Genomic DNA, 21568 nt, shown 5'->3' on the forward strand with positions numbered 1-21568 from the left:
CCCGTCCCCTCCCCCGCCCGATTGTCAGTGGCGGGGTGCACGATGGACGCATGGTCAGCGATCCGCACCGAGCCCTGGACGGCTTCTCCTCCGCGACCCGCGGCTGGTTCACGGGGGCGTTCTCCGCGCCCACCGCCGCCCAGGCCGGGGCGTGGCGGGCCATCGAGGAGGGCTCGGACGTGCTGGTGGTCGCTCCCACCGGCTCCGGAAAGACCCTGGCCGCCTTCCTCGCCGCTCTCGACGACCTGGCCTCGTCACCGCCGCCCGCCGACCCCAAGAAGCGCTGCCGCGTGCTGTATGTCTCGCCGCTGAAGGCCCTGGCCGTCGACGTCGAGCGCAACCTGCGCAGCCCGCTGACCGGTATCCGCCAGGAGGCCGTGCGCCTGGGGCTGCCGGAGCCCGAGGTGAAGGTCGGCATCCGCTCCGGCGACACCCCCGCGGCCGAGCGGCGGTCGCTGGCCACCCGGCCGCCGGACATCCTGATCACCACCCCGGAGTCGCTGTTCCTGATGCTGACGTCCGCCGCGCGCGACGCGCTGACGGGCGTGGAGACGGTGATCCTGGACGAGGTGCACGCGGTCGCGGGCACCAAGCGGGGCGCGCATCTGGCGCTCTCCCTGGAGCGGCTGGACGAGCTGCTGCCCCGCCCGGCCCGCCGCATCGGCCTCTCGGCGACGGTGCGCCCGGTGGACGAGGTCGCCCGGTTCCTCTCCCCGCGCCGCAAGGTGGAGATCGTGCAGCCGGAGGCGGGCAAGGAGTTCGACCTCTCCGTGGTGGTGCCGGTCGAGGATCTGGGGGAGCTGGGCGGTTCCCCGGCCACGGAGGCGTCCGAGGGGGCCGAGCGGCCCTCGATCTGGCCGCATGTCGAGGAGCGGATCACCGACCTGGTGCAGTCGCACCGCTCGACCATCGTGTTCGCCAACTCCCGCCGCCTCGCCGAGCGCCTGTGCAACCGGCTCAACGAGATCGCCTACGAGCGGGCCACCGGGGAACCGCTGGAGGAACACCACTCCCCCGCCGAGCTCATGGGCGGCTCCGGGTCCGCCCAGGGCGCGCCCGCGGTCATCGCGCGCGCCCACCACGGTTCGGTGTCCAAGGAGCAGCGCGCCCTGGTCGAGGAGGATCTGAAGGCGGGCCGGCTGCCCGCGGTGGTGGCCACCTCCAGTCTGGAGCTGGGCATCGACATGGGCGCGGTGGACCTGGTGGTGCAGGTGGAGTCCCCGCCGTCCGTCGCCTCCGGCCTGCAGCGGGTCGGCCGCGCGGGGCACCAGGTGGGCGCGGTCTCCACCGGCGTGGTGTTCCCCAAGTACCGGGGCGACCTGGTGCAGGCGGCCGTGGTCACCGAGCGGATGCGCACCGGGGCGATCGAGTCCCTGCGGGTCCCCGCCAACCCGCTCGACGTCCTGGCACAGCAGCTCGTCGCGATGACCGCCATGGACACCTGGCAGCTGGACGACCTGCTCGCCCTGGTCCGCCGCGCGGCGCCGTTCGCCTCCCTGCCCGAGTCGGCCTTCACGGGCGTCCTGGACATGCTCGCCGGCCGCTACCCGTCCGACGCCTTCGCGGAGCTGCGCCCGCGCGTGGTGTGGGACCGGGTCACCGGCGAGATCACCGGCCGCCCCGGCGCCCAGCGGCTGGCCGTCACCTCCGGGGGCACGATCCCCGACCGGGGCCTCTTCGGGGTGTTCCTCGCGGGCTCCGACCCGAAGAAGGGCGGTGGTCGGGTCGGCGAGCTGGACGAGGAGATGGTCTACGAGTCCCGCGTGGGCGACGTCTTCACGCTCGGCACCAGTTCCTGGCGCATCGAGGACATCACCCGCGACCGGGTCCTCGTCTCCCCGGCGCCGGGCGTGCCGGGCCGACTGCCCTTCTGGAAGGGCGACCAACTGGGCCGGCCGCTGGAGCTCGGCCGCGCGGTGGGCGCCTTCCTGCGCGAGGTGGGCGCGCTGTCCAGGGACGACGCCCGGCTGCGGCTCGTCGCGGCGGGGCTGGACGCCTGGGCCGCGGACAACGTGCTGTCCTACCTCGACGAGCAGCGTGAGGCCTGCGGCCACGTGCCCGACGACCGGACCATCGTCGTCGAGCGCTTCCGCGACGAACTGGGCGACTGGCGGGTCGTCGTGCACTCCCCGTTCGGGGCCCAGGTGCACGCCCCGTGGGCCCTCGCGCTCGGCGCCCGCCTCTCCGAGCGGTACGGCATGGAGGCCCAGGTGATGCACGCCGACGACGGCCTCGTGCTGCGGCTGCCGGACGCCGACCTGATGAGTCTCGACCTGCTCGACCAGGAGCCGATGAAGGCCGGCACCGAGTACGACGCGGACCAGGCGCCCGTGGGAGCCGCCGACGTCGTCTTCGACAAGGGCGAGGTCGACCAGATCGTCACCGACCAGGTGGGCGGCTCCGCGCTGTTCGCGTCCCGGTTCCGCGAGTGCGCCGCCCGCGCGCTGCTGCTGCCGCGCCGCAACCCCGGCAGGCGCACCCCGCTGTGGCAGCAGCGTCAGCGCGCCTCCCAGCTGCTCCAGGTGGCCGGGGAGTTCGGCTCGTTCCCGATCGTCCTGGAAGCCGTCCGCGAATGCCTCCAGGACGTCTTCGACGTTCCCGGGCTCGTCGAGCTGATGGGCGACCTGGAGTCCCGCAAGGTACGGCTGGTGGAGGTCACCACCCCCGAGCCGTCCCCCTTCGCCCGCTCCCTGCTGTTCGGATACGTCGCGCAGTTCCTCTACGAGGGCGACTCCCCGCTCGCCGAGCGCCGCGCCGCCGCCCTGTCGCTGGACTCGCGGCTCCTGGCCGAGCTGCTCGGCCAGGCGGAGCTGCGCGAGCTGCTCGACGCCGAGGTACTGACCGAGCTGGAGCAGGAGCTGCAGTGGCTCACCGAGGACCGGCGCGTGAAGGACGCGGAGGGCGTGGCCGACCTGCTGCGGCTGCTGGGCCCGCTCACCGATGCCGAGCTCGCCCAGCGCGGGGCGGATCCGGCGTGGGCGCGGGGGCTCGCCTCCGCACGGCGCGCCATCCGGGTGCGGGTGGCCGGCGCCGACCACTGGGCGGCCGTCGAGGACGCCGGACGGCTGCGTGACGCGCTGGGCACGGCGCTTCCGGTGGGTGTGCCGGAGGCGTTCACCGAGCCCGTCAAGGACCCCCTGGGCGACCTCCTCGCGCGGTACGCGCGCACCCACGGCCCGTTCACCTCGGCCACGGCGGCGGCCCGCTTCGGCCTGGGCGTGGCGGTCACCGAGGGCGCCCTGCAGCGGCTCGCGGCGGCCGGCCGGGTGGTCCAGGGCGAGTTCCATCCGGCGGGGATCGGACAGGAGTGGTGCGACGCCGCGGTGCTGCGCAGGCTGCGCCGCCGTTCCCTGGCCGCGCTGCGGCACGAGCTGGAGCCGGTGCCGCCGGCCTCGCTCGCCCAGTTCCTTCCCCAGTGGCAGCACATCGGCAAGGGGCACACCCTGCGCGGCATCGACGGCCTGGTGCGTGCCGTCGAGCAGTTGCAGGGCGCCTCCGTGCCCGCCTCCGCCCTGGAGAAGCTGGTCCTGCCGTCCCGCGTGGCGAACTACACGCCCGGGATGCTGGACGAACTCACGGCCGCCGGAGAGGTGGTGTGGGCCGGCGCCGGTTCGCTCCCCGGGAAGGACGGCTGGGTCTCCCTCTACCTCGCGGACACGGCCCCGCTGCTGCTGCCGCCCCCGCATCCGCTGGAGCTCACCGCGCTCCACCAGTCGGTCCTGGACACCCTCACCGGCGGCTACGGCCTGTTCTTCCGCCAGATCGCCGACCAGGTCCGCGCCACCACCCACCCCGAGGCCACCGATCCCCAGCTGGCCGACGCGCTGTGGGACCTCGCCTGGTCCGGGCGGCTCACCAACGACACACTCGCTCCCCTGCGCTCCCTGCTGGGCTCCGGCCGCACGGCGGGCTCCACCGCCCACCGCGCGAAGCGCTCCGTCCCGCGCGGGCGCTACGGCTCGCTCACGGCGGCCGCCCGGACCGCCTCGCGCACCGGTCCGCCGACCGTCGCCGGCCGCTGGTCCCTGACCCCCGCCCGGGAGGCCGACCCCACGGTCCGCGCGCACGCGCTGGCCCACACCCTGCTGGACCGGCACGGTGTGGTGACCCGGGGCGCGGTCGCCGCGGAGGGTGTCGAGGGCGGCTTCTCGGCGACGTACCGCATCCTGTCGGCCTTCGAGGAGACCGGGCAGGCCCGTCGCGGCTACGTGGTGGAGGGCCTGGGCGCCGCCCAGTTCGCGATGGACGGCGCGGTGGACCGCCTCCGCGCGGCGGCCAACGCCCGCGAGCGGGGGGAGCCCCTCCCGGCCGCCCCGGCCGTGCCCGGCCCCGTCGGCACCGGCCCGGACGACGGCCCGTGGCCGCCCCCGGCGCCGGGCGACTACGTCTCCCCGCGCGACCTGGCCGCGCAGGCACCGCCCTCCTGGCAGAACGGCGGCCGTCCCTCGTACGACCCCTTCGCCGGCCGTCGCACCGGACCCGACGCCACCGCGCGGGCCGTCGTCCTCGCGGCAGCGGACCCGGCGAACGCCTACGGTGCCGCGCTGGGCTGGCCCGAGCCCCCGACCGGAGCCGGGCACAAGCCGGGCCGCAAGGCGGGCTCCCTGGTGGTGCTGGTGGACGGCGAGCTGACGCTCTACATGGAACGCGGCGGCAAGACGCTGCTGGCCTGGCCCGCGGCGCCCGACGGCAGCCCCGCGGAGGATCCCCGTCTGCCGGCCGCCGCCGAAGCTCTCGCCGCGGCGGCCCGCGCGGGATCCCTCGGCACGGTCACGGTGGAACGCATCAACGGCACCTCCGCCCTGACGTCTCCCCTGGGCACCCTCCTGGAATCCGCCGGCTTCGTCGCCACCCCCCGAGGTCTGCGCCTACGCGCCTGACCCGACCGCCGGACGGAGGCCATCGCGTACTGTTCCCGCACGACCGCGGGGTGCGAAGATCGAAAGACCTACGCCTGAGCGGGGGATGTGGATGGACGTACTGATCAGGCCCGCACGGGCGACGGAAGCCGACGTGCTCACCGACCTGGCACTGCGGTCCAAGGCGCACTGGGGCTATGACGCCGCGTTCCTGCACGCGTGCCGGGACGAGCTCACCGTCGCCGCGAACGAGGTCGCACGCCGACGAGCCACGGTGGCTGACAGAGACGGCCGCGTCCTGGGCTTCACGACTCTTGAGGGAGAGCCGCCCGCAGGCGTTCTGGGCATGATGTTCGTCGAGCCGCGGGCCATCGGCCAGGGCATCGGCCGCCTGCTGTTCGAACACACCATCGCTGCCGGACGAGACCTGGGGTTCACCCGGCTCACGATCGACGCGGACCCGAATGCCGAGCCGTTCTACCGCGCGATGGGCGCGGTCCGTACAGGAAGCGTCCCATCGGGCTCCATCGCCGGCAGAGTGCTGCCGCGGATGGTGGTCACCGTCCAGCGTTGAATCAGCGTCGCCCGAGCCGCCCGCGGTCGCCCGGCGGACCGTGCCCCGTCCGGCGTGCCACCCTTGACGCATGCCCGAAGGAGATACGGTCTGGCAGGCCGCGCGGCGGCTGCACGATGCCCTCGCGGGCAGGGTGCTGACCCGCAGCGACCTGCGGGTGCCCCGGTACGCCACCGCCGACCTCACCGGCCGCGCGGTGCTGGACGTCACCCCGCGCGGCAAGCATCTGCTGACCCGGTTCGAGGGCGGTCTGACCCTGCACTCGCACCTGCGGATGGACGGTTCCTGGCGGGTGTTCACCGACGGGCAGCGCTGGAACGGCGGCCCGGCGCACCAGATCCGCGCGATCCTCGGCACCGCCGGCCGCACCGCCGTCGGCTATCGGCTGCCCGTCCTCGAACTGATCCGCACCGCCGACGAGGACCGGGCCGTCGGCCACCTCGGACCCGACCTCCTCGGCCCGGACTGGGACCCCGGCATCGCGTTGGCCAACCTGCTCAAGGACCCGGCCCGTCCCCTCGGCGAGGCCCTCCTCGACCAGCGGAACCTCGCCGGTATCGGCAATGTCTACAAGAGCGAGCTCTGCTTCCTGCTCGGCGCCACGCCCTGGCTCCCCGTGGGTGACCTGTCCCCCGACCGCACGGCGAAGCTGCCGGAACTCGCCCGGAGGCTGCTGGAGTTCAACCGCGAGCGCCCCATCCGCAGCACGACGGGCCGGCGCGGCCAGGACCTCTTCGTGTACGGCCGCGCCCGCCGCCCCTGTCTGCGCTGCCGGACGCCCATCCGCCTCGCCGACCAGGGCGACGGCTCCCGCGAGCGCCCCACGTACTGGTGCCCCACCTGTCAGCCGGGTCCGGCACCCGCCCGCTGACCGGAGGGGTCGTCGACCCGATCACGCATCGCGCGGTCAGCTCCCTCGCCCGGCCACCGCCAGGCGCTCCGCCAGCGCCGGGCCGCCACGGCGCCTTCCGCGTGCGCCTTGGGCACGCAGTGCACCGGCAGCACACTGAGCCCCCACCCCCCGGCCGCGACCGCCGCCTCCGGCGCACCCGCGTCGGGCGCCAGCAGCAGCCGCAGCACCGCCCACCACCACAGTGCCCCGCACGCCAGCACGGCCGTCCGGCGCGCGACCGTCACCCGTTCTCGGCCTGGAACATCCAGTGTTGCTTCTCGAGGTCCCCGGTGATCGTGATGAGGACGTCCTGGGTCACCGGATCCGGCTCCTCCGTCGACGTCACCCGCTCGCGCATCCGGGCGATCACCGCACCCAGCGCGTCCACCATCGTGCTCACGGCCGTGGAGTCGTCGACCCAGCCCTCCGGCGTCACACCGATCCCGCTGGCGACGGCCACCGTCGCGGCGCGCCCGTCGGGCGGGACACCGAGGGCCGCCGCGCGCTCGGCCACCGTGTCGGAGTGCTTGCGTGCCAGGGCCACGACCTCGTCGAGCTGGAGATGGATGGTGCGGAAGCGCGGTCCGACCACGTTCCAGTGGATCTGCTTGGCCACCAGGGCGAGGTCCACCAGATCGGCCAGGGCGCCCTGCAGCGCCTCGGACACGGTCTTCAGGTTCTCGTCGGACAACGGGCTCTTCACGACGTACATCCGCACCTCCGTGGCTGACCCCCCGCCTCGTCCTTCAACGATGACGGCCCCGTCCCGCACCGGCAAACGCACGCCGGGCGCACCACGCGGCAGCCCCCGCACGCGAAAAACCCCGGCGGCACCCATCCGGATCCCCGGAAGGGCCCCTACCGGGGCATCTCACAGCTTCACACCGCGCGGGCGCCGTGCACCGCGCTCACGCGGCGACGACGTCCACCGCCTCGGCGGGCGCCTTGATGGTCACCCGTTCCGGTGGCACACCGGTCACCGAAACGGAACCCAGCATCGGACGCACCGGCGTGGGAACGGGTTCGCTGGGGGTCGCTGCAGCAGACTGGGCCAGCTCGGCAAGGGCGAGCTCGTCGCTCACTTCCCGCATGAGCTCGGACATCCGTACGTCCAGCGCGTCGCAGATGGCGGAGAGCAGCTCGGAGGAAGCCTCCTTCTGCCCCCGCTCCACCTCGGAGAGATAGCCGAGTGAGACTCGGGCGGACGAGGAGACTTCGCGCAGAGTACGGCCCTGGCGCTGGCGCTGCCGACGCAGCACGTCACCCAGCAGGCGACGGAGCAGAATCATCGGTGGCTCCCTCCTCGGACCGCGTAGCCGCATCCTTCTCGCCCCACCGTACCGCCTCGCGCCGCGGCCGTGCGGGGAGCGATGTCGTGTTCACTCAGGGCTGCAAACATCAAAACCCCCCGTTCCGTTCCGTATCCTGTGCCCGCTCATTCCCGGTCTGTTCGCCCGCAAGCTCCCTCAGAAGCAGTGCGAGTACGCTCCGTACACTCTCCATACGAATTTCCGCACGGTCGCCGTTCAACCGCAGATGCTTCACTTTTCCGCCAGAGGCGGAACCGGAGCCGTTGGCAAAAGGCCCGTCCACAGCCACGAACACCGTTCCCACGGCCTGTCCGTCCTGGGGTTCCGGACCGGCGACACCCGTGGTGGCGATGCCCCAGTCGGCGCCGAGCGCCGTGCGGACACCGGCCGCCATCTGGGCCGCCACCTGCGCATCCACCGCTCCGCGCTCGGCCAGCAGAGTGGCGTCCACGCCCAGCAGCCGCTGCTTCAGGTCGGTGGCGTAGGCCGTCACCGAGCCCCGGAAGACCTTGGACGCCCCTGGCACCGACGTGATCTCCGCCGCCACCAGGCCACCGGTCAGGGACTCGGCGACGGCAAGCGTTCCGCCGTTGACGGTGAGTAGTCGCACCACGTCGGTGGCCGTCGAACTCACGCTTCCGTCTCCTCCAACGCCGCCTTGCGCTCGGCGATTCCCCGCCTGCGGAGCACAATGGCCTGTTTCACATAGTCGAGCCCGGTCGCCACGGTCAGCACGACCGCCGCGGCCATCACCCACCACCGCAGCGTGGCCAGCCACCCCGTCAGCGCCAGGACGTACATGCCGACCGCGACGCCCTGGGTGAGGGTCTTGAGCTTGCCGCCCCGGCTGGCCGGGATGACGCCGTAGCGGATGACCAGGAAACGCAGCAGGGTGATGCCGAGTTCCCGGCCGAGGATGACCCCGGTGACCCACCACGGCAGATCGCCCAGCGCCGAGAGGCAGATCAGCGCCGCTCCCATGATCGCCTTGTCGGCGATGGGGTCGGCGATCTTCCCGAAGTCGGTGACGAGGTTGTACGTGCGCGCCAGATGCCCGTCGAACAGGTCGGTGATCATGGCGATGGCGAAGGCCGCCCAGGCGAACGACCGCCACATCGGGTCGTAGCCGCCGTTGGCGAGCATCAGCATCACGAACGCCGGCACCAGCAGCAGCCGGAGCATGGTCAGCAGGTTGGCGATGTTCCAGATGCTGGCCTGGTCGACGGCCGCCGCCGCGATCTTCCCGCCGCGCGCGGGCCTGGTGCCGTCCTCGGCATCGGCGCCGTCGTGCGAGGACGTGACCGGAGCCGTCTCGTCCCCGTGCGCCCGGGAGCCGCCCGTGCCGTGGTCGGACGCGCTCCGCCGGGCCCGGCCACCCCCGGACGCCCCGGGGGCCGCGTCCCGCGCCTCGCGCGCGGCCATGCGCCCGGACCCCGGCAGGCCGCCGGGCGCGCCGCCCGCCGCTCCCCTCGCGCCGGAGGGGCCGCCCGCCGCCGATGCCGGGACACCCGTCATCTGCCCGCCTCCTCACTCCACGCGAGCGAACCCTGGAAGAGCGGCTCGGCCACCAGGTCGACACCTTCCGTGCCCACCACCTTCGCCTCGACCATACGGCCGACGCTCACACCCTCGCCGCTCGTGAGCAGCACCTGGCCGTCCGTCTCGGGAGCCTGGTGCGCCGCCCGGCCGTACACGCCCTCCTCCTCGTCCACGGACTCCACGAGCACGTGGACGGTCTCGCCGATGCGCTCATCGGCGCGCTGCGAGACGAGTTCCTCGGCCAGGCGGGAGACCCGGGCCAGCCGCTCGGCGACGGTCTCCTCGTCCAGCTTGCGGTCGTACGTCGCCGCTTCGGTGCCCTCCTCGTCGGAGTAGCCGAAGACGCCGATGGCGTCGAGCCGCGCGTGGCCGAGGAAGCGCTCCAGCTCGGCCAGGTCGGCCGCGGACTCGCCCGGGAAGCCGACGATGAAGTTGGAGCGGACACCGGCCTGGGGCGCCTTGCCGCGGATCGTGTCGAGCAGTTCGAGGAACCGGTCGGTGTCGCCGAAGCGGCGCATCGCGCGCAGCACGCCGGGCGCGGAGTGCTGGAAGGACAGGTCGAAGTAGGGGGCGACCCTCGGGGTGGAGGTCAGCACGTCGATCAGGCCGGGTCGCATCTCGGCCGGCTGCAGGTAGCTGACCCGCACCCGCTCGAGGCCGTCGACCTCGGCGAGTTCGGGCAGCAGGGACTCCAGCAGGCGGATGTCGCCCAGGTCCTTGCCGTAGGAGGTGTTGTTCTCGGAGACCAGCATGATCTCCTTCACGCCCTGCTCGGCCAGCCAGCGCGTCTCGTTCAGCACGTCGCTGGGGCGGCGCGAGATGAAGGAGCCGCGGAAGGACGGGATGGCGCAGAAGGAGCAGCGCCGGTCGCAGCCGGAGGCGAGCTTCACGGAGGCGACCGGGGAGCCGTCCAGCCGGCGGCGCAGGGGCGCGCGGGGGCCGGAGGCCGGTGCGAGGCCCTCGGGGAGGTCCACCGGGCCGTGTCCCGGGAGCGCGACGACGGCGGCCGAGTCCTGTCGCTCGGCCGGGCTGATCGGCAGCAGCTTGCGCCGGTCGCGCGGGGTGTGGGAGGCGTGGATGCCGCCGTTCAGGATGGTCTGGAGGCGGTCGGAGATGTCGGTGTAGTCGTCGAAGCCGAGCACGCCGTCGGCCTCGGGCAGGGCCTCGGCGAGCTCCTTGCCGTACCGCTCGGCCATGCAGCCCACGGCGACGACGGCCTGCGTTCTCCCGTGTCCCTTGAGGTCGTTGGCCTCCAGGAGGGCGTCGACCGAGTCCTTCTTCGCGGCCTCGACGAACCCGCAGGTGTTGACGACGGCGACGTCGGCGTCCCCGGCGTCCTCGACCAGCTGCCAGCCGTCCGCCTCCAAACGGCCTGCGAGCTCCTCCGAGTCCACCTCGTTACGGGCGCAGCCAAGGGTGACGAGTGCGACGGTACGGCGTTCAGGCATGGGCTCAAGACTACTTCGTCCCGGCGACACCCCACGTCGACGGGGTTGGCCGATCATGGCCGACCCCGTCTCCGTTGTGTGCTTCGGTACCGCTTATCCGGCCTGCGGGTCGCCCTTGGTGTAGGTCAGGCGCTCGACGGCGCCGGGCTGCCAGTCGTCCTCGATCTTCTTGCCGTTGACGAACAGGTCGATCGCGCCGGCGTCACCGAGGACCAGGTTGATCTTGGAGCTGTCCTGGAATGTCTTGGAATCGCCCTGCTTGAGCAGTCCGTCGAACAGCAGCCGGCCGTTGTGGTCCTTGGCGGAGATCCAGCTGCGTCCGTCGGCGGCCGTGACCTGGACCGTCACCTTGTCCTGCGGTGCGGCGGCGATGGCGCTGTCCGACGGTTCCGGCTCGGGGGCGGCGGGCTTCTCGGACTTGGGGGTGGGCGAGGCGGACTTGCTGGGGGTGGCGTCGTCGGCGACGGTCGCCCTGTCGCCGTCGTCGTCACCGTTGACCATGGTGAAACCGACGAAGCCGATCACCACGACGATCGCGGCGACCATGGCCGCGGTCCAGTTAGGCCCGCGCCGCTCCGGGCGGATGCGTTCCGCCTCGAAGAGGGGCGCGGCCGGCGTCGGGGCCGGGCGGCCGCCGCCGTGCTCGGCCTCGAACCGGGCGATCAGTGGGGCCGGGTCGAGGTGCACGGCCTTGGCCAGGGTCCGGATGTGCCCGCGCGCGTAGACGTCGCCGCCGCAGGGCGCGAAGTCGTCCGCCTCGATGGCGCGCACGATGCCGATGCGGACGCGAGTGGCGGTACTGACGTCGTCGACGGTGAGCCCGGCGGCGATGCGTGCCTGCTGCAGGGCTCGGCCGACGGAGGGGCGGGCTTCGTCGGATACGTCTTCGAACGGACGCTCGCCTTCAGGGGAGTTGCCGATGGACACGGGGGCGCCTTTCGAGCGTGTAGCCGCCTGTGCTGGAGGTTCAGTCTAGGTGGGGTACGAGAGGGTGGGGCAACCGGGCGGTCGGACTTTGTAGCCCATCGGAATGGCCCGACGTCCCGATGGTGGGCCTGTGGTTTGTCATTTCCCTCAACTTGACGTACGCCGACGGGAAACGGTTGCTCAAGGATCCCTTACGGCTGGGTCACGAATCGGCCACCCGGATGCCCCGGGTGGCGGCCGTGTCCCGTGCGCCTATCCTTCAGACTCCCCACGGATCAGCGCGAGCACGCCATCCAGCTCGTCAGGCTTCACAAGAACGTCACGGGCCTTCGAACCCTCGCTCGGTCCGACGATGTTCCGGGACTCCATGAGGTCCATCAGCCGGCCGGCCTTGGCGAAGCCGACGCGCAGCTTGCGCTGGAGCATGGACGTCGACCCGAACTGGGTGGAGACGACCAGCTCGGCCGCCTGGCACAGCAGGTCGAGGTCGTCGCCGATGTCCTCGTCGATCTCCTTCTTCTGCTTGGTCCCCACGGTGACGTCGTCCCGGAAGACGGGCGCCATCTGCTCCTTGCAGTGCCGGACGACGGCCGCGACCTCCTCTTCGGTCACGAACGCGCCCTGCATGCGCACGGGTTTGTTCGCGCCCATGGGCAGGAACAGTCCGTCGCCCTTGCCGATCAGCTTCTCGGCGCCGGCCTGGTCGAGGATGACCCGGGAGTCCGCCAGGGAGGAGGTGGCGAACGCCAGCCGGGACGGCACGTTCGCCTTGATCAGACCGGTGACGACGTCCACGGACGGCCGCTGGGTGGCGAGCACCAGGTGGATGCCGGCCGCCCGCGCGAGCTGGGTGATGCGCACGATGGCGTCCTCGACGTCGCGCGGGGCGACCATCATCAGGTCGGCCAGCTCGTCGACGATCACCAGCAGATACGGATACGGCTGGAGCTCCCGCTCGCTGCCCTCGGGCGGTGTGACCTTGCCCTCGCGCACCGCGCGGTTGAAGTCGTCGATGTGGCGGTAGCCGTAGGCGGCCAGGTCGTCGTAGCGCAAGTCCATCTCGCGCACGACCCACTGCAGCGCCTCGGCGGCCCGCTTGGGGTTGGTGATGATCGGCGTGATCAGGTGCGGGATGCCCTCGTACGCCGTGAGCTCCACCCGCTTGGGGTCGACGAGGATCATCCGGACGTCCTCCGGGGTCGCCCGCATCATGACCGAGGTGATCAGGCAGTTGATGCAGGACGACTTGCCCGAACCGGTGGCGCCGGCGACCAGCATGTGCGGCATCTTCGCCAGCGAGTCCATCACGTACCCGCCCTCGACGTCCTTGCCGAAGGCGACCAGCATCGGGTCGTCGTCCTCGGCGGACTCCGCGAGCCGCAGGACGTCACCGAGGTTGACCATCTCCCGGTCGGTGTTCGGGATCTCGATGCCGACCGCGGACTTGCCGGGAATCGGGCTGATGATCCGCACGTCCGGACTGGCGACGGCGTACGCGATGTTCTTGGTCAGCGCGGTCACCCGCTCGACCTTCACGGCCGGGCCGAGTTCCACGACATAGCGGGTGACCGTCGGGCCGCGGGTGAAGCCGGTGACGGCGGCGTCCACCTTGAACTCCGTGAAGACCTTCCGCAGGGCCTCGACTATGGCGTCGTTGGCCTCGCTGCGCGCCTTGCCGGGGCCGCCGCGGGTGAGCAGGTCGAGCGAGGGCAGCGCGTAGGTGATGTCGCCGGAGAGCTGGAGCTGCTCCGCGCGGGGCGGCAGATCGCGGGGTTCACGCGGCGGCTCCTTGGTCATGTCCAGGACGCCCGCCGGAGGCTTGTCCTGCTGCGCCCTGTCCGCCTTCGCCTTCCCCGCCTGAGGCTTCTCCTGATGCGGCCGGGCGGCCGGTACCGGCGTCGGTGTGGTCGGCTCGCGGTCGCCGGTGCTCACGCCCTGGGTCAGATCGGCGACGACCGGCGAGGGCGGCATGCCGTGCAGCACGGCACCGTCGAGCGCGGCGGCCGCGGCTGCGGCCACGTCCACGGCGTCCATCGGCCGGTCCATGTCGGGCTGCGGCACCGCGGACCTGCGGGGCCGGGAACGGCGCCGGGACAGTGCCTCCTGCTCCGCGGCGTCGGGGTCGTACTCCTCGGGGGCCGGCCGGCGCCGGCGGCGGCTCGCGGGCAGCGTCTCGCGCCACTGCTCCTCGTAGCGCGCGTCGTCCTCGCTGAACTCCTCGGGCTCGGTGTCGTCGTCGACGAGGCCGAGCCGTACGCCCAGTTGGCGCAGGCGCTGCGGAATGGCGTTGACCGGTGTGGCCGTGACGACCAGCAGACCGAAGACAGTGAGCAGCACCAGCAGCGGAACGGCGAGGACATCGGTCATGGTGGACGACAGCGGCGTGGCCGCCGCCCAGCCGATCAGACCGCCGGCGTCCCTTATGGCGTGCATGCCGTCGCTGCGGGCGGGCGACCCGCACCCGATGTGGACCAGTCCGAGCACACCGACGACCAGCGCGGACAGACCGATGACGATCCGCCCGTTGGCCTCGGGCTTCTCCGGGTGCCGGATGAACCGTACGGCGATGACCGCGACCAGGATCGGCACCAGCAGGTCGAGCCGGCCGAAGGCGCCGGTGACCAGGATCTCCACGAGCTCGCCGACGGGCCCCTCGAGGTCGGCCCAGGTGCCGGCGGCGACGATCAGGGCGATGCCGAGCAGGAGCAGCGCGAGACCGTCCTTGCGGTGCGCCGGGTCGAGGTTCCTGGCGCCCTGCCCTATGCCGCGGAACACCGCGCCCACGGCATGCGCGAGCCCCAGCCACAGGGCCCGGACGAGCCGGTACACGCCACTGGTCGGGTTCGGTGCCGGTGCGGGGGCCGGCTTCTTGGCCGCGGCCTTCTTCGCGGGGGCCTTCTTGGCCGGGGCCTTCTTGGCAGCGGCCTTCTTCGCCGGCGCCTTCGCGGAAGCGGCCGCCTTCTTCGCGGGCGGCTTCTTGGCAGCGGAGGGACGTGAGGCCATAGGTGTGAGGTTACCGGTGGAGACGGCAGGGGACACGCGTGGCGGATGCTTCACCCGTTCGTGTCGCGCTCGTCGGGGCGTGAAGCTGACGCGGAGAGCCCGGGTTCCCAGCGCAGTTGACGCCACCTCAGGTCCGGTCCCGGCCGAGGGCCGGGCAAGGCACCTGGCTCCGGGATCAGTTCTGCGAGGGCACCGACGACGCGCTGCCGGTTCCCGGCTCCAGGGCGTCCAGCGCCCTCCGCAACCCGGTGAGTTTGCGCTCCAGATGGGCCGCCGTGGCCACCGCGGCCGCGTCGGTCGACTCGTCGTTGAGCTGCTTGGTCAGCGCCTCGGCCTGCTCCTCGACGGCCGCGAGCCGCGCCGACAGCTCGGCGAGCAGTCCCGCCGACTCCTTGGCCTCACCGACGTCCTTCTCGCTGCCCTCCAGCTGGAGCCGCAGCAGCGACGCCTGCTCCCGCAGCTGGCAGTTCTTCATGTACAGCTCGACGAAGACCGAGACCTTCGCCCGCAGCACCCACGGGTCGAACGGCTTGGAGATGTAGTCGACCGCTCCCGCCGCGTAGCCCCGGAAGGTGTGGTGCGGGCCGTGGTTGATCGCGGTGAGGAAGATGATCGGGATGTCCCGGGTCCGCTCCCGTCGCTTGATGTGCGCGGCCGTCTCGAAGCCGTCCATGCCCGGCATCTGGACATCCAGCAGGATGACCGCGAAATCATCCGTGAGCAGTGCCTTGAGTGCTTCTTCCCCGGACGATGCCCGCACCAGCGTCTGATCGAGCGCCGAGAGGATCGCCTCCAGCGCCAGCAGATTCTCCGGCCGGTCATCGACCAGGAGGATCTTGGCCTTCTGGACCATGGCCCGCCCTCCTCGCCCCGGCTTGGGGCCTCCCCTGTCCGCAGGACCTGGGAACGCACCTGTGGGTACCGCCCCAGGGGACGACTCCCTTACGCCGTCCATCCTTGTGCCGGTCATCGTAGCCGTACCCCGCCTGTCGCCACACCCTGTCACCGCGATGTCACTGTGCACGTAGCAGAAACGCGGCGGGAGACCAGAAGGTTCCCCGAATCCCGTACTTCTACACGACTTCGCGTGCACCGCCTGCGCAACTCCGGATGAACACCGAAGCTTCCCGTCACATTCCCGCGCCCGCCGGCGCCGGTCTCACTCCGTCCGCATCCACTGCTCCATCACCGACAGCAGGTGATCGGGGTCGACCGGCTTGGTCACGTAGTCGGAGGCGCCCGACTCGATCGCCTTCTCCCGGTCGCCCTTCATCGCCTTCGCGGTCAGCGCGATGATCGGCAGCCCGGCGAACTGCGGCATCCGGCGGATCGCCGTGGTCGTGGCGTAGCCGTCCATCTCGGGCATCATGATGTCCATCAGCACGACCGCCACATCGTCGTGCTGCTCCAGCACCTCGATGCCCTCGCGGCCGTTCTCCGCGTACAGCACGGACAGGCCGTGCTGCTCCAGGACGCTGGTGAGCGCGAAGACGTTGCGGATGTCGTCGTCGACGATCAGCACCTTCTGCCCGCCGAAGCGGATACCGCGGCGCGTCGTCCGGGACGGCCGCTCCTGCTCCGCTTCCGGCCACTGCTCCGGCTCGGCGGCGGGCCGCTGCTCCGACTCGGCGGCGGGCCGCTGTTCCAGCGCGATCCTGCGGCGGCGCCGGAACAGCGCGGCCGGGCCGTTCTGCGTCTCCCGGTACGACGCCACCTCGGCCGGCGTCTCGGCCCGCGGCACGGCCGGCTCCGCCGACGCCATCAGGTCCCCGCCCTCCAGGGGCGGCATGGGCTGGGCGTAGCCGTGCGGGGGCAGCTCGCTCGGGTGCAGCGGCAGGTACAGCGTGAACGTCGAGCCGCGGCCCGGCTCGCTCTGCGCGTGGATCTCACCGCCGAGCAGCTGGGCGATCTCCCGCGAGATGGACAGCCCCAGCCCCGTACCGCCGTACTTGCGGCTGGTGGTGCCGTCGGCCTGCTTGAACGCCTCGAAGATCACCCGCATCTTGCCGGCGGCGATACCGATGCCCGTGTCGCTCACCGAGAACGCGATCAGGTCCGCGTCCGGGTCGGTCAGCGAACCGGCCTCCAGCAGCTGCTCCCTGATGGCCTGCGGGACGTCGTCCCGGGCGGGCCGGATGACCAGCTCCACCGATCCGGAGTCGGTGAACTTCACCGCGTTGGACAGCAGGTTCCGCAGTACCTGCAACAGCCGCTGCTCGTCGGTGTGCAGCGTGGCCGGCAGCTCCGGCGAGATGCGCACGGACAGGTCCAGGCCCTTCTCCGCGGTCAGCGGCCGGAACGTGGCCTCCACGTAGTCCACCAGCTGGACGAGCGCGATACGCGTCGGGGAGACGTCCATCTTGCCCGCCTCGACCTTCGACAGGTCCAGGATGTCGTTGATGAGCTGCAGCAGGTCGGACCCCGCGCCGTGAATGGTCTCGGCGAACTCGACCTGCTTCGGCGACAGGTTCGCGTCGGCGTTGTCGGCGAGCAACTTGGCCAGAATCAGCAGCGAGTTCAGCGGCGTGCGCAGCTCGTGCGACATGTTGGCCAGGAACTCGCTCTTGTAGCGCATGGAGACCGCGAGCTGCTCGGCGCGCTCCTCCAGGACCTGCCGCGCCTCCTCGATCTCGGTGTTCTTCACCTCGATGTCGCGGTTCTGCCGGGCCAGCAGCTCGGCCTTCTCCTCCAGTTCGGCGTTGGACGCCTGGAGCGCCTTCTGCCGCTGCTCCAACTCCGCCGACCGCTCCCGCAGTTGCTCGGTCAGCTCCTGCGACTGCGCCAGCAGCCGCTCGGTCTTGGTGTTGACCGAGATGGTGTTGACGCTCGTCGCGATCATTTCGGCGATCTGGTTGAGGAAGTCCTTCTGGATCGCCGTGAACGGCGTGAACGACGCCAGCTCGATGACGCCGAGCACCTTCCCCTCGAACACCACCGGAAGCACGATCACCTGGGCCGGCGGCGCCTCCCCGAGCCCCGAGGAGATCTTCAGATAGCCGCTGGGCGCGTTCTCCACCAGGATCGTGCGCTTCTCCGTGGCGGCCGTCCCCACGAGCCCCTCACCGGGCGCGAACGACGTCGGCATGGACCCCATGGAGTAGCCGTACGAGCCGAGCATGCGCAGCTCGAACTGGTCGTCGTCCGCCGCGTTCAGATCCTCGCCGTCGACCAGCGGCATCGCCAGGAAGAACGCGCCGTGCTGCGCGGACACCACCGGCGTCAGCTCGCTCATGATCAGCGAGGCCACGTCGTCCAGATCCCGGCGGCCCTGCATCAGCGCGGAGATCCGGGCGAGATTGCCCTTGAGCCAGTCCTGCTCCTTGTTGGCGATCGTGGTGTCGCGCAGGTTGGCGATCATCTTGTTGATGTAGTCCTGGAGCTCCTGGATCTCCCCGGAGGCGTCCACGTCGATCTTCAGGTTCAGGTCGCCCCGCGTCACCGCGGTCGCCACCCGCGCGATGGCGCGCACCTGCCGGGTGAGATTCCCGGCCATCTCGTTCACGGACTCCGTCAGGTCCCGCCAGGTCCCGTCGACGTCGCGCACCCGGGCCTGACCGCCCAGCTGGCCCTCGGTGCCCACCTCACGGGCCACCCGGGTGACCTCCTCGGCGAAGGAGGACAGCTGGTCCACCATCGTATTGATGGTCGTCTTCAGCTCGAGGATCTCACCGCGCGCGTCGATGTCGATCTTCTTGGTGAGGTCGCCCTTGGCGATGGCCGTCGTGACCATGGCGATGTTGCGCACCTGGCCGGTCAGATTCGACGCCATCTGGTTCACCGACTCGGTGAGGTCCTTCCAGGTACCGGCCACACCCGGCACGTGCGCCTGGCCGCCCAGGATGCCGTCCGTGCCCACCTCACGCGCCACCTTGGTGACCTGCTCGGCGAACGCGCTCAGCGTCTTGACCATGGTGTTGATGGTGTCGGCGAGCTGCGCCACCTCACCGCGCGCCTCGATGCTGACCTGCCGGGTGAGGTCGCCGTTGGCGACGGCCGCGGAGACCTGGGAGATGTTCCGCACCTGGGTGGTCAGGTTCTTGGCCATCAGGTTGACGTTGTCGCTCAGGTCCTTCCAGATGCCCGTGACACCCGGCACGTGCGCCTGACCGCCCAGAATGCCCTCGGTGCCCACCTCGCGGGCCACCCGGGTCACCTGCTCGGCGAACGACGACAGCTGGTCCACCATCGTGTTGACGGTGGTGACCAGCTCGAGGATCTCGCCCTTGGCATCGACGGTGATCTTCTTCGACAGGTCGCCCTTGGCGACCGCGGTGGTGACCTCGGCGATGTTGCGCACCTGGAGGGTGAGGTTGTTCGCCATGCCGTTGACGGACTGCGTGAGGTCCTTCCAAGTGCCGGAGACGCCCTGCACCTCGGCCTGGCCGCCGAGGATGCCCTCGGTACCCACCTCGCGGGCCACCCGCGTGACCTCTTCGGCGAACGACGACAGCTGGTCCACCATCGTGTTCAGCGTGTTCTTCAGCTCGAGGATCTCACCGCGCGCGTCCACGGTGATCTTCTGCGACAGGTCACCGCGCGCCACCGCCGTCGCCACCTGGGCGATGTTGCGCACCTGACCCGTCAGATTGGACGCCATGCCGTTCACGGAGTCCGTCAGGTCCCGCCACACACCGGCGACGCCGGGCACCTGGGCCTGGCCGCCCAGCCGGCCCTCCGTACCCACCTCGCGGGCCACCCGGGTGACCTGGTCGGCGAAGGAGGACAGCTGGTCGACCATCGTGTTGATGGTGTTCTTCAGCTCGAGGATCTCGCCGCGCGCGTCGACGTCGATCTTCTGCGACAGGTCACCCCGCGCGACGGCCGTCGTGACCTGCGCGATGTTGCGCACCTGACCGGTCAGGTTCGACGCCATCGAGTTGACGGAGTCGGTGAGCTCCTTCCACGTGCCCGACACGCCGTCCACGCGCGCCTGGCCGCCCAGCCGGCCCTCGGTGCCCACGTCCCGCGCCATCCGCGTGACCTGGTCGGCGAAGCTCGACAGCTGGTCCACCATCGTGTTCACGGTGTTCTTCAGCTGGAGCATCTCACCGGAGACGTCCACGGTGACCTTCTGCGACAGGTCACCGTTGGCGACCGCCGTCGTCACCTGGGCGATGTTCCGCACCTGACCGGTGAGGTTGCGGAACGCGGTGTTGACGGAGTCCGTCAGGTCCTTCCACGTCCCCGCCGCGCCCGGCACCTGCGCCTGACCGCCCAGCTCACCCTCGACACCGATCTCCCGCGCCACCCGCGTGACCTCGGCACCGAAGGCGGACAGCTGGTCCACCATCGTGTTGACGGTGTTCTTCAGCTCCAGCATCTCGCCGGCCACGTCCACGGTGACCTTCTGCGACAGGTCACCGTTGGCGACCGCCGTCGTCACCGCGGCGATGTCCCGCACCTGCGTGGTCAGGTTCCGGAAGACCGTGTTGACGGAGTCCGTCAGGTCCTTCCAGGTTCCCGCAGCACCCGGCACGTTCGCCTGACCGCCCAGTTGACCCTCGGCCCCGACCTCGTTGGCGACCCGCGTGACCTCGTCGGCGAAGATCCGCAGCGTCTCGGTCATCTGGTTGATCGTCTCGGCGAGCTGCGCGACCTCACCGCGCGCCGGCACCGTCACCTTCCGCGACAGATCACCGTTGGCGACCGCGGTCGTCACCTCGGCGATCCCGCGCACCTGGGCGGTGAGATTCCCGGCCATGGTGTTGACGGAGTCGGTGAGCTCCTTCCACACGCCGTCCACCCCGGGCACCTGCGCCTGCCCGCCCAGCTCACCCTCGGTGCCCACCTCGCGCGCGACGCGTGTCACCTCGGAGGAGAACGCGGACAGCTGGTCCACCATCGTGTTGACGGTGTTCTTCAGCTCCAGCATCTCGCCCTCGACGTGCACGGTGACCTTGCGCGAGAGATCACCGCTCGCGACGGCCGTCGTCACCAGGGCGATGTCCCGCACCTGCGCCGTCAGCCGCTCCGCCATCGTGTTGACGGAGTCGGTCAGGTCCTTCCACGAACCCGACATGCCGCGCACCTGGGCCTGCCCGCCCAGCTTGCCCTCGGTGCCCACCTCGCTGGCCACCCGGGTGACCTCGTCGGTGAAGATGGACAGCTGGTCGACCAGGTTGTTCACCGTCCGCGCGACCTTCAGGAACTCGCCCCGCAGCGGATGCCCGGCCCCTTCCGGCGCCGCCTGCGTGCGCAGCTCCATCCGCGGCGACAGATCACCCTCGGCCACCGCCGACAGCACCCGGCTGACCTCGGAGACCGGCCGCACGAGGTCGTCCACCAGCGCGTTCGAGTTGTCGATCGCGGTCGCCCAGGAGCCCTCGGAGGGCCCCGTCTCCAGCCGCTCCGTGAGCTTTCCCTCACGCCCGACCATGCGGCGCACCCGCGCCAGCTCGCCCGTCAGGTGGAGATTGCGGTCGGCCACCTCGTTGAAGACCGCCGCGATCTCCGCCATCACGCCGTCGCCGGTCACCGTCAGCCGCCTGCGGAAGTTGCCGTCCCGCATCGACACCAGCGCGGCCAGGAGACGGTTCAGGGATGCGGTCTCGACCGTCGTGGTCCCGCCCCGCGCCCTTCCCGGCTTGTTCAGGGACTGTCCGCCTTTCGCGCGCGTCGTCTTCGTGCCCCGCGTCGCTGCGCCAGACTCCACTGTGTCCCTCCCGCAGGGGTCGACCGTTACCGCTGTGCCCGGGCGCACCACCAGGGGGCGTCCGAATTCCGCTGTGCTTTTCCCGTACTACTGCGATGTGCTGCCCGACGTTCCAAGGTGCCGCCAGGGGGCTGCTGCCCACCCGGCGCGGCAGGCACACTGCCTGCCTGAACCTTCACTACAAGCCTGCCCAGTGTTTCACCCCCGCCGAACCAGGCCATAACAGTTCGGCAGCTTCGCACATCGTCCGCACACCCGCCGGACGGCGAACACCTCCGGACGGAATCACAGCAGACCGGCATCCGCTCGGACCGCGAAGGTAAGTAACCTTGCATCCGGCTGTCCAGCCACGCCGGTCCGTCCG

13 protein-coding genes are annotated in these 21568 nt (G+C 71.4%); 3 read left to right on the plus strand and 10 right to left on the minus strand.

What is annotated here, in order from left to right; translation table 11 throughout:
- Positions 1–50: 50 nt before the first annotated feature.
- The 3 genes from AC5L3C_RS09540 to AC5L3C_RS09550 all read left to right on the plus strand — a co-directional run bounded on the left by AC5L3C_RS09540 (position 51) and on the right by AC5L3C_RS09550 (position 6304).
- Positions 51–4880: an ATP-dependent helicase gene (locus AC5L3C_RS09540; RefSeq protein WP_493648419.1), complete on the plus strand. Its 4830-nt coding sequence runs from the start codon at positions 51–53 to the stop codon at positions 4878–4880.
- Between the two features lie 91 nt (positions 4881–4971).
- Positions 4972–5433: a GNAT family N-acetyltransferase gene (locus tag AC5L3C_RS09545; RefSeq protein ID WP_125503896.1), complete on the plus strand. Its 462-nt coding sequence runs from the start codon at positions 4972–4974 to the stop codon at positions 5431–5433.
- Positions 5434–5503: 70 nt separating this feature from the next.
- Positions 5504–6304: an Fpg/Nei family DNA glycosylase gene (locus AC5L3C_RS09550; protein WP_125503897.1), complete on the plus strand. Its 801-nt coding sequence runs from the start codon at positions 5504–5506 to the stop codon at positions 6302–6304.
- Here the strand turns inward: AC5L3C_RS09550 and AC5L3C_RS09555 are convergent.
- The 10 genes from AC5L3C_RS09555 to AC5L3C_RS09600 form a co-directional block, all read right to left on the minus strand.
- Positions 6277–6570 carry a hypothetical protein gene (locus AC5L3C_RS09555; protein WP_493648421.1) on the minus strand — a complete coding sequence of 98 codons (294 nt, stop codon included), beginning with the start codon at positions 6568–6570 and terminating at the stop codon, positions 6277–6279. The genes AC5L3C_RS09550 and AC5L3C_RS09555 overlap by 28 nt on opposite strands.
- Positions 6567–7037 (minus strand): Dps family protein, encoded by a 471-nt coding sequence (locus AC5L3C_RS09560; protein ID WP_125503898.1) that lies wholly within the window; start codon positions 7035–7037, stop codon positions 6567–6569. Before AC5L3C_RS09560 ends, AC5L3C_RS09555 begins: the two co-directional genes overlap by 4 nt.
- Positions 7038–7233: 196 nt before the next feature.
- Positions 7234–7614: a helix-turn-helix domain-containing protein gene (locus tag AC5L3C_RS09565; RefSeq protein WP_003993396.1), complete on the minus strand. Its 381-nt coding sequence runs from the start codon at positions 7612–7614 to the stop codon at positions 7234–7236.
- 109 nt (positions 7615–7723) lie between these two features.
- Positions 7724–8269: a CinA family protein gene (locus tag AC5L3C_RS09570; protein ID WP_125503899.1), complete on the minus strand. Its 546-nt coding sequence runs from the start codon at positions 8267–8269 to the stop codon at positions 7724–7726.
- The gene (gene pgsA, locus AC5L3C_RS09575; protein ID WP_125503900.1) at positions 8266–9150 is read right to left on the minus strand and encodes a CDP-diacylglycerol--glycerol-3-phosphate 3-phosphatidyltransferase; all 885 of its coding nucleotides are present in this window, start codon (positions 9148–9150) and stop codon (positions 8266–8268) included. The genes AC5L3C_RS09570 and pgsA overlap by 4 nt, the downstream gene beginning before the upstream one ends.
- Positions 9147–10622, minus strand: coding sequence for a 30S ribosomal protein S12 methylthiotransferase RimO (gene rimO / locus AC5L3C_RS09580; protein ID WP_125503901.1), 1476 nt, complete (start codon positions 10620–10622; stop codon positions 9147–9149). The genes pgsA and rimO overlap by 4 nt, the downstream gene beginning before the upstream one ends.
- A gap of 93 nt (positions 10623–10715) precedes the next feature.
- Entirely contained in the window at positions 10716–11549 is an 834-nt protein-coding gene (locus AC5L3C_RS09585; RefSeq protein WP_125503902.1) for a helix-turn-helix domain-containing protein, read from the minus strand.
- Between the two features lie 252 nt (positions 11550–11801).
- Complete coding sequence (locus tag AC5L3C_RS09590; RefSeq protein WP_493648426.1) at positions 11802–14552, minus strand: DNA translocase FtsK; 2751 nt, start codon at positions 14550–14552, stop codon at positions 11802–11804.
- A gap of 175 nt (positions 14553–14727) precedes the next feature.
- On the minus strand, positions 14728–15405 hold the full coding sequence (locus tag AC5L3C_RS09595; RefSeq protein WP_125503904.1) for a response regulator: 678 nt from the start codon (positions 15403–15405) through the stop codon (positions 14728–14730).
- Between the two features lie 306 nt (positions 15406–15711).
- Positions 15712–21204, minus strand: a complete 5493-nt coding sequence (locus AC5L3C_RS09600; protein WP_493648428.1) for a HAMP domain-containing protein — start codon at positions 21202–21204, stop codon at positions 15712–15714.
- Between the last annotated feature and the right edge of the window lie 364 nt (positions 21205–21568).

Source organism: Streptomyces speibonae, from assembly GCF_984686075.1.

Coding starts and splice junctions, on each gene's coding strand:
- AC5L3C_RS09545 (WP_125503896.1), top strand. CDS start 4,972: ATGGACGTACTGATCAGGCCCGCACGGGCGACGGAAGCCGACGTGCTC.
- AC5L3C_RS09550 (WP_125503897.1), top strand. CDS start 5,504: ATGCCCGAAGGAGATACGGTCTGGCAGGCCGCGCGGCGGCTGCACGAT.
- AC5L3C_RS09540 (WP_493648419.1), top strand. CDS start 51: ATGGTCAGCGATCCGCACCGAGCCCTGGACGGCTTCTCCTCCGCGACC.
- pgsA (WP_125503900.1), bottom strand. CDS start 9,150: ATGACGGGTGTCCCGGCATCGGCGGCGGGCGGCCCCTCCGGCGCGAGG.
- AC5L3C_RS09595 (WP_125503904.1), bottom strand. CDS start 15,405: ATGGTCCAGAAGGCCAAGATCCTCCTGGTCGATGACCGGCCGGAGAAT.
- AC5L3C_RS09565 (WP_003993396.1), bottom strand. CDS start 7,614: ATGATTCTGCTCCGTCGCCTGCTGGGTGACGTGCTGCGTCGGCAGCGC.
- AC5L3C_RS09560 (WP_125503898.1), bottom strand. CDS start 7,037: ATGTACGTCGTGAAGAGCCCGTTGTCCGACGAGAACCTGAAGACCGTG.
- rimO (WP_125503901.1), bottom strand. CDS start 10,622: ATGCCTGAACGCCGTACCGTCGCACTCGTCACCCTTGGCTGCGCCCGT.
- AC5L3C_RS09590 (WP_493648426.1), bottom strand. CDS start 14,552: ATGGCCTCACGTCCCTCCGCTGCCAAGAAGCCGCCCGCGAAGAAGGCG.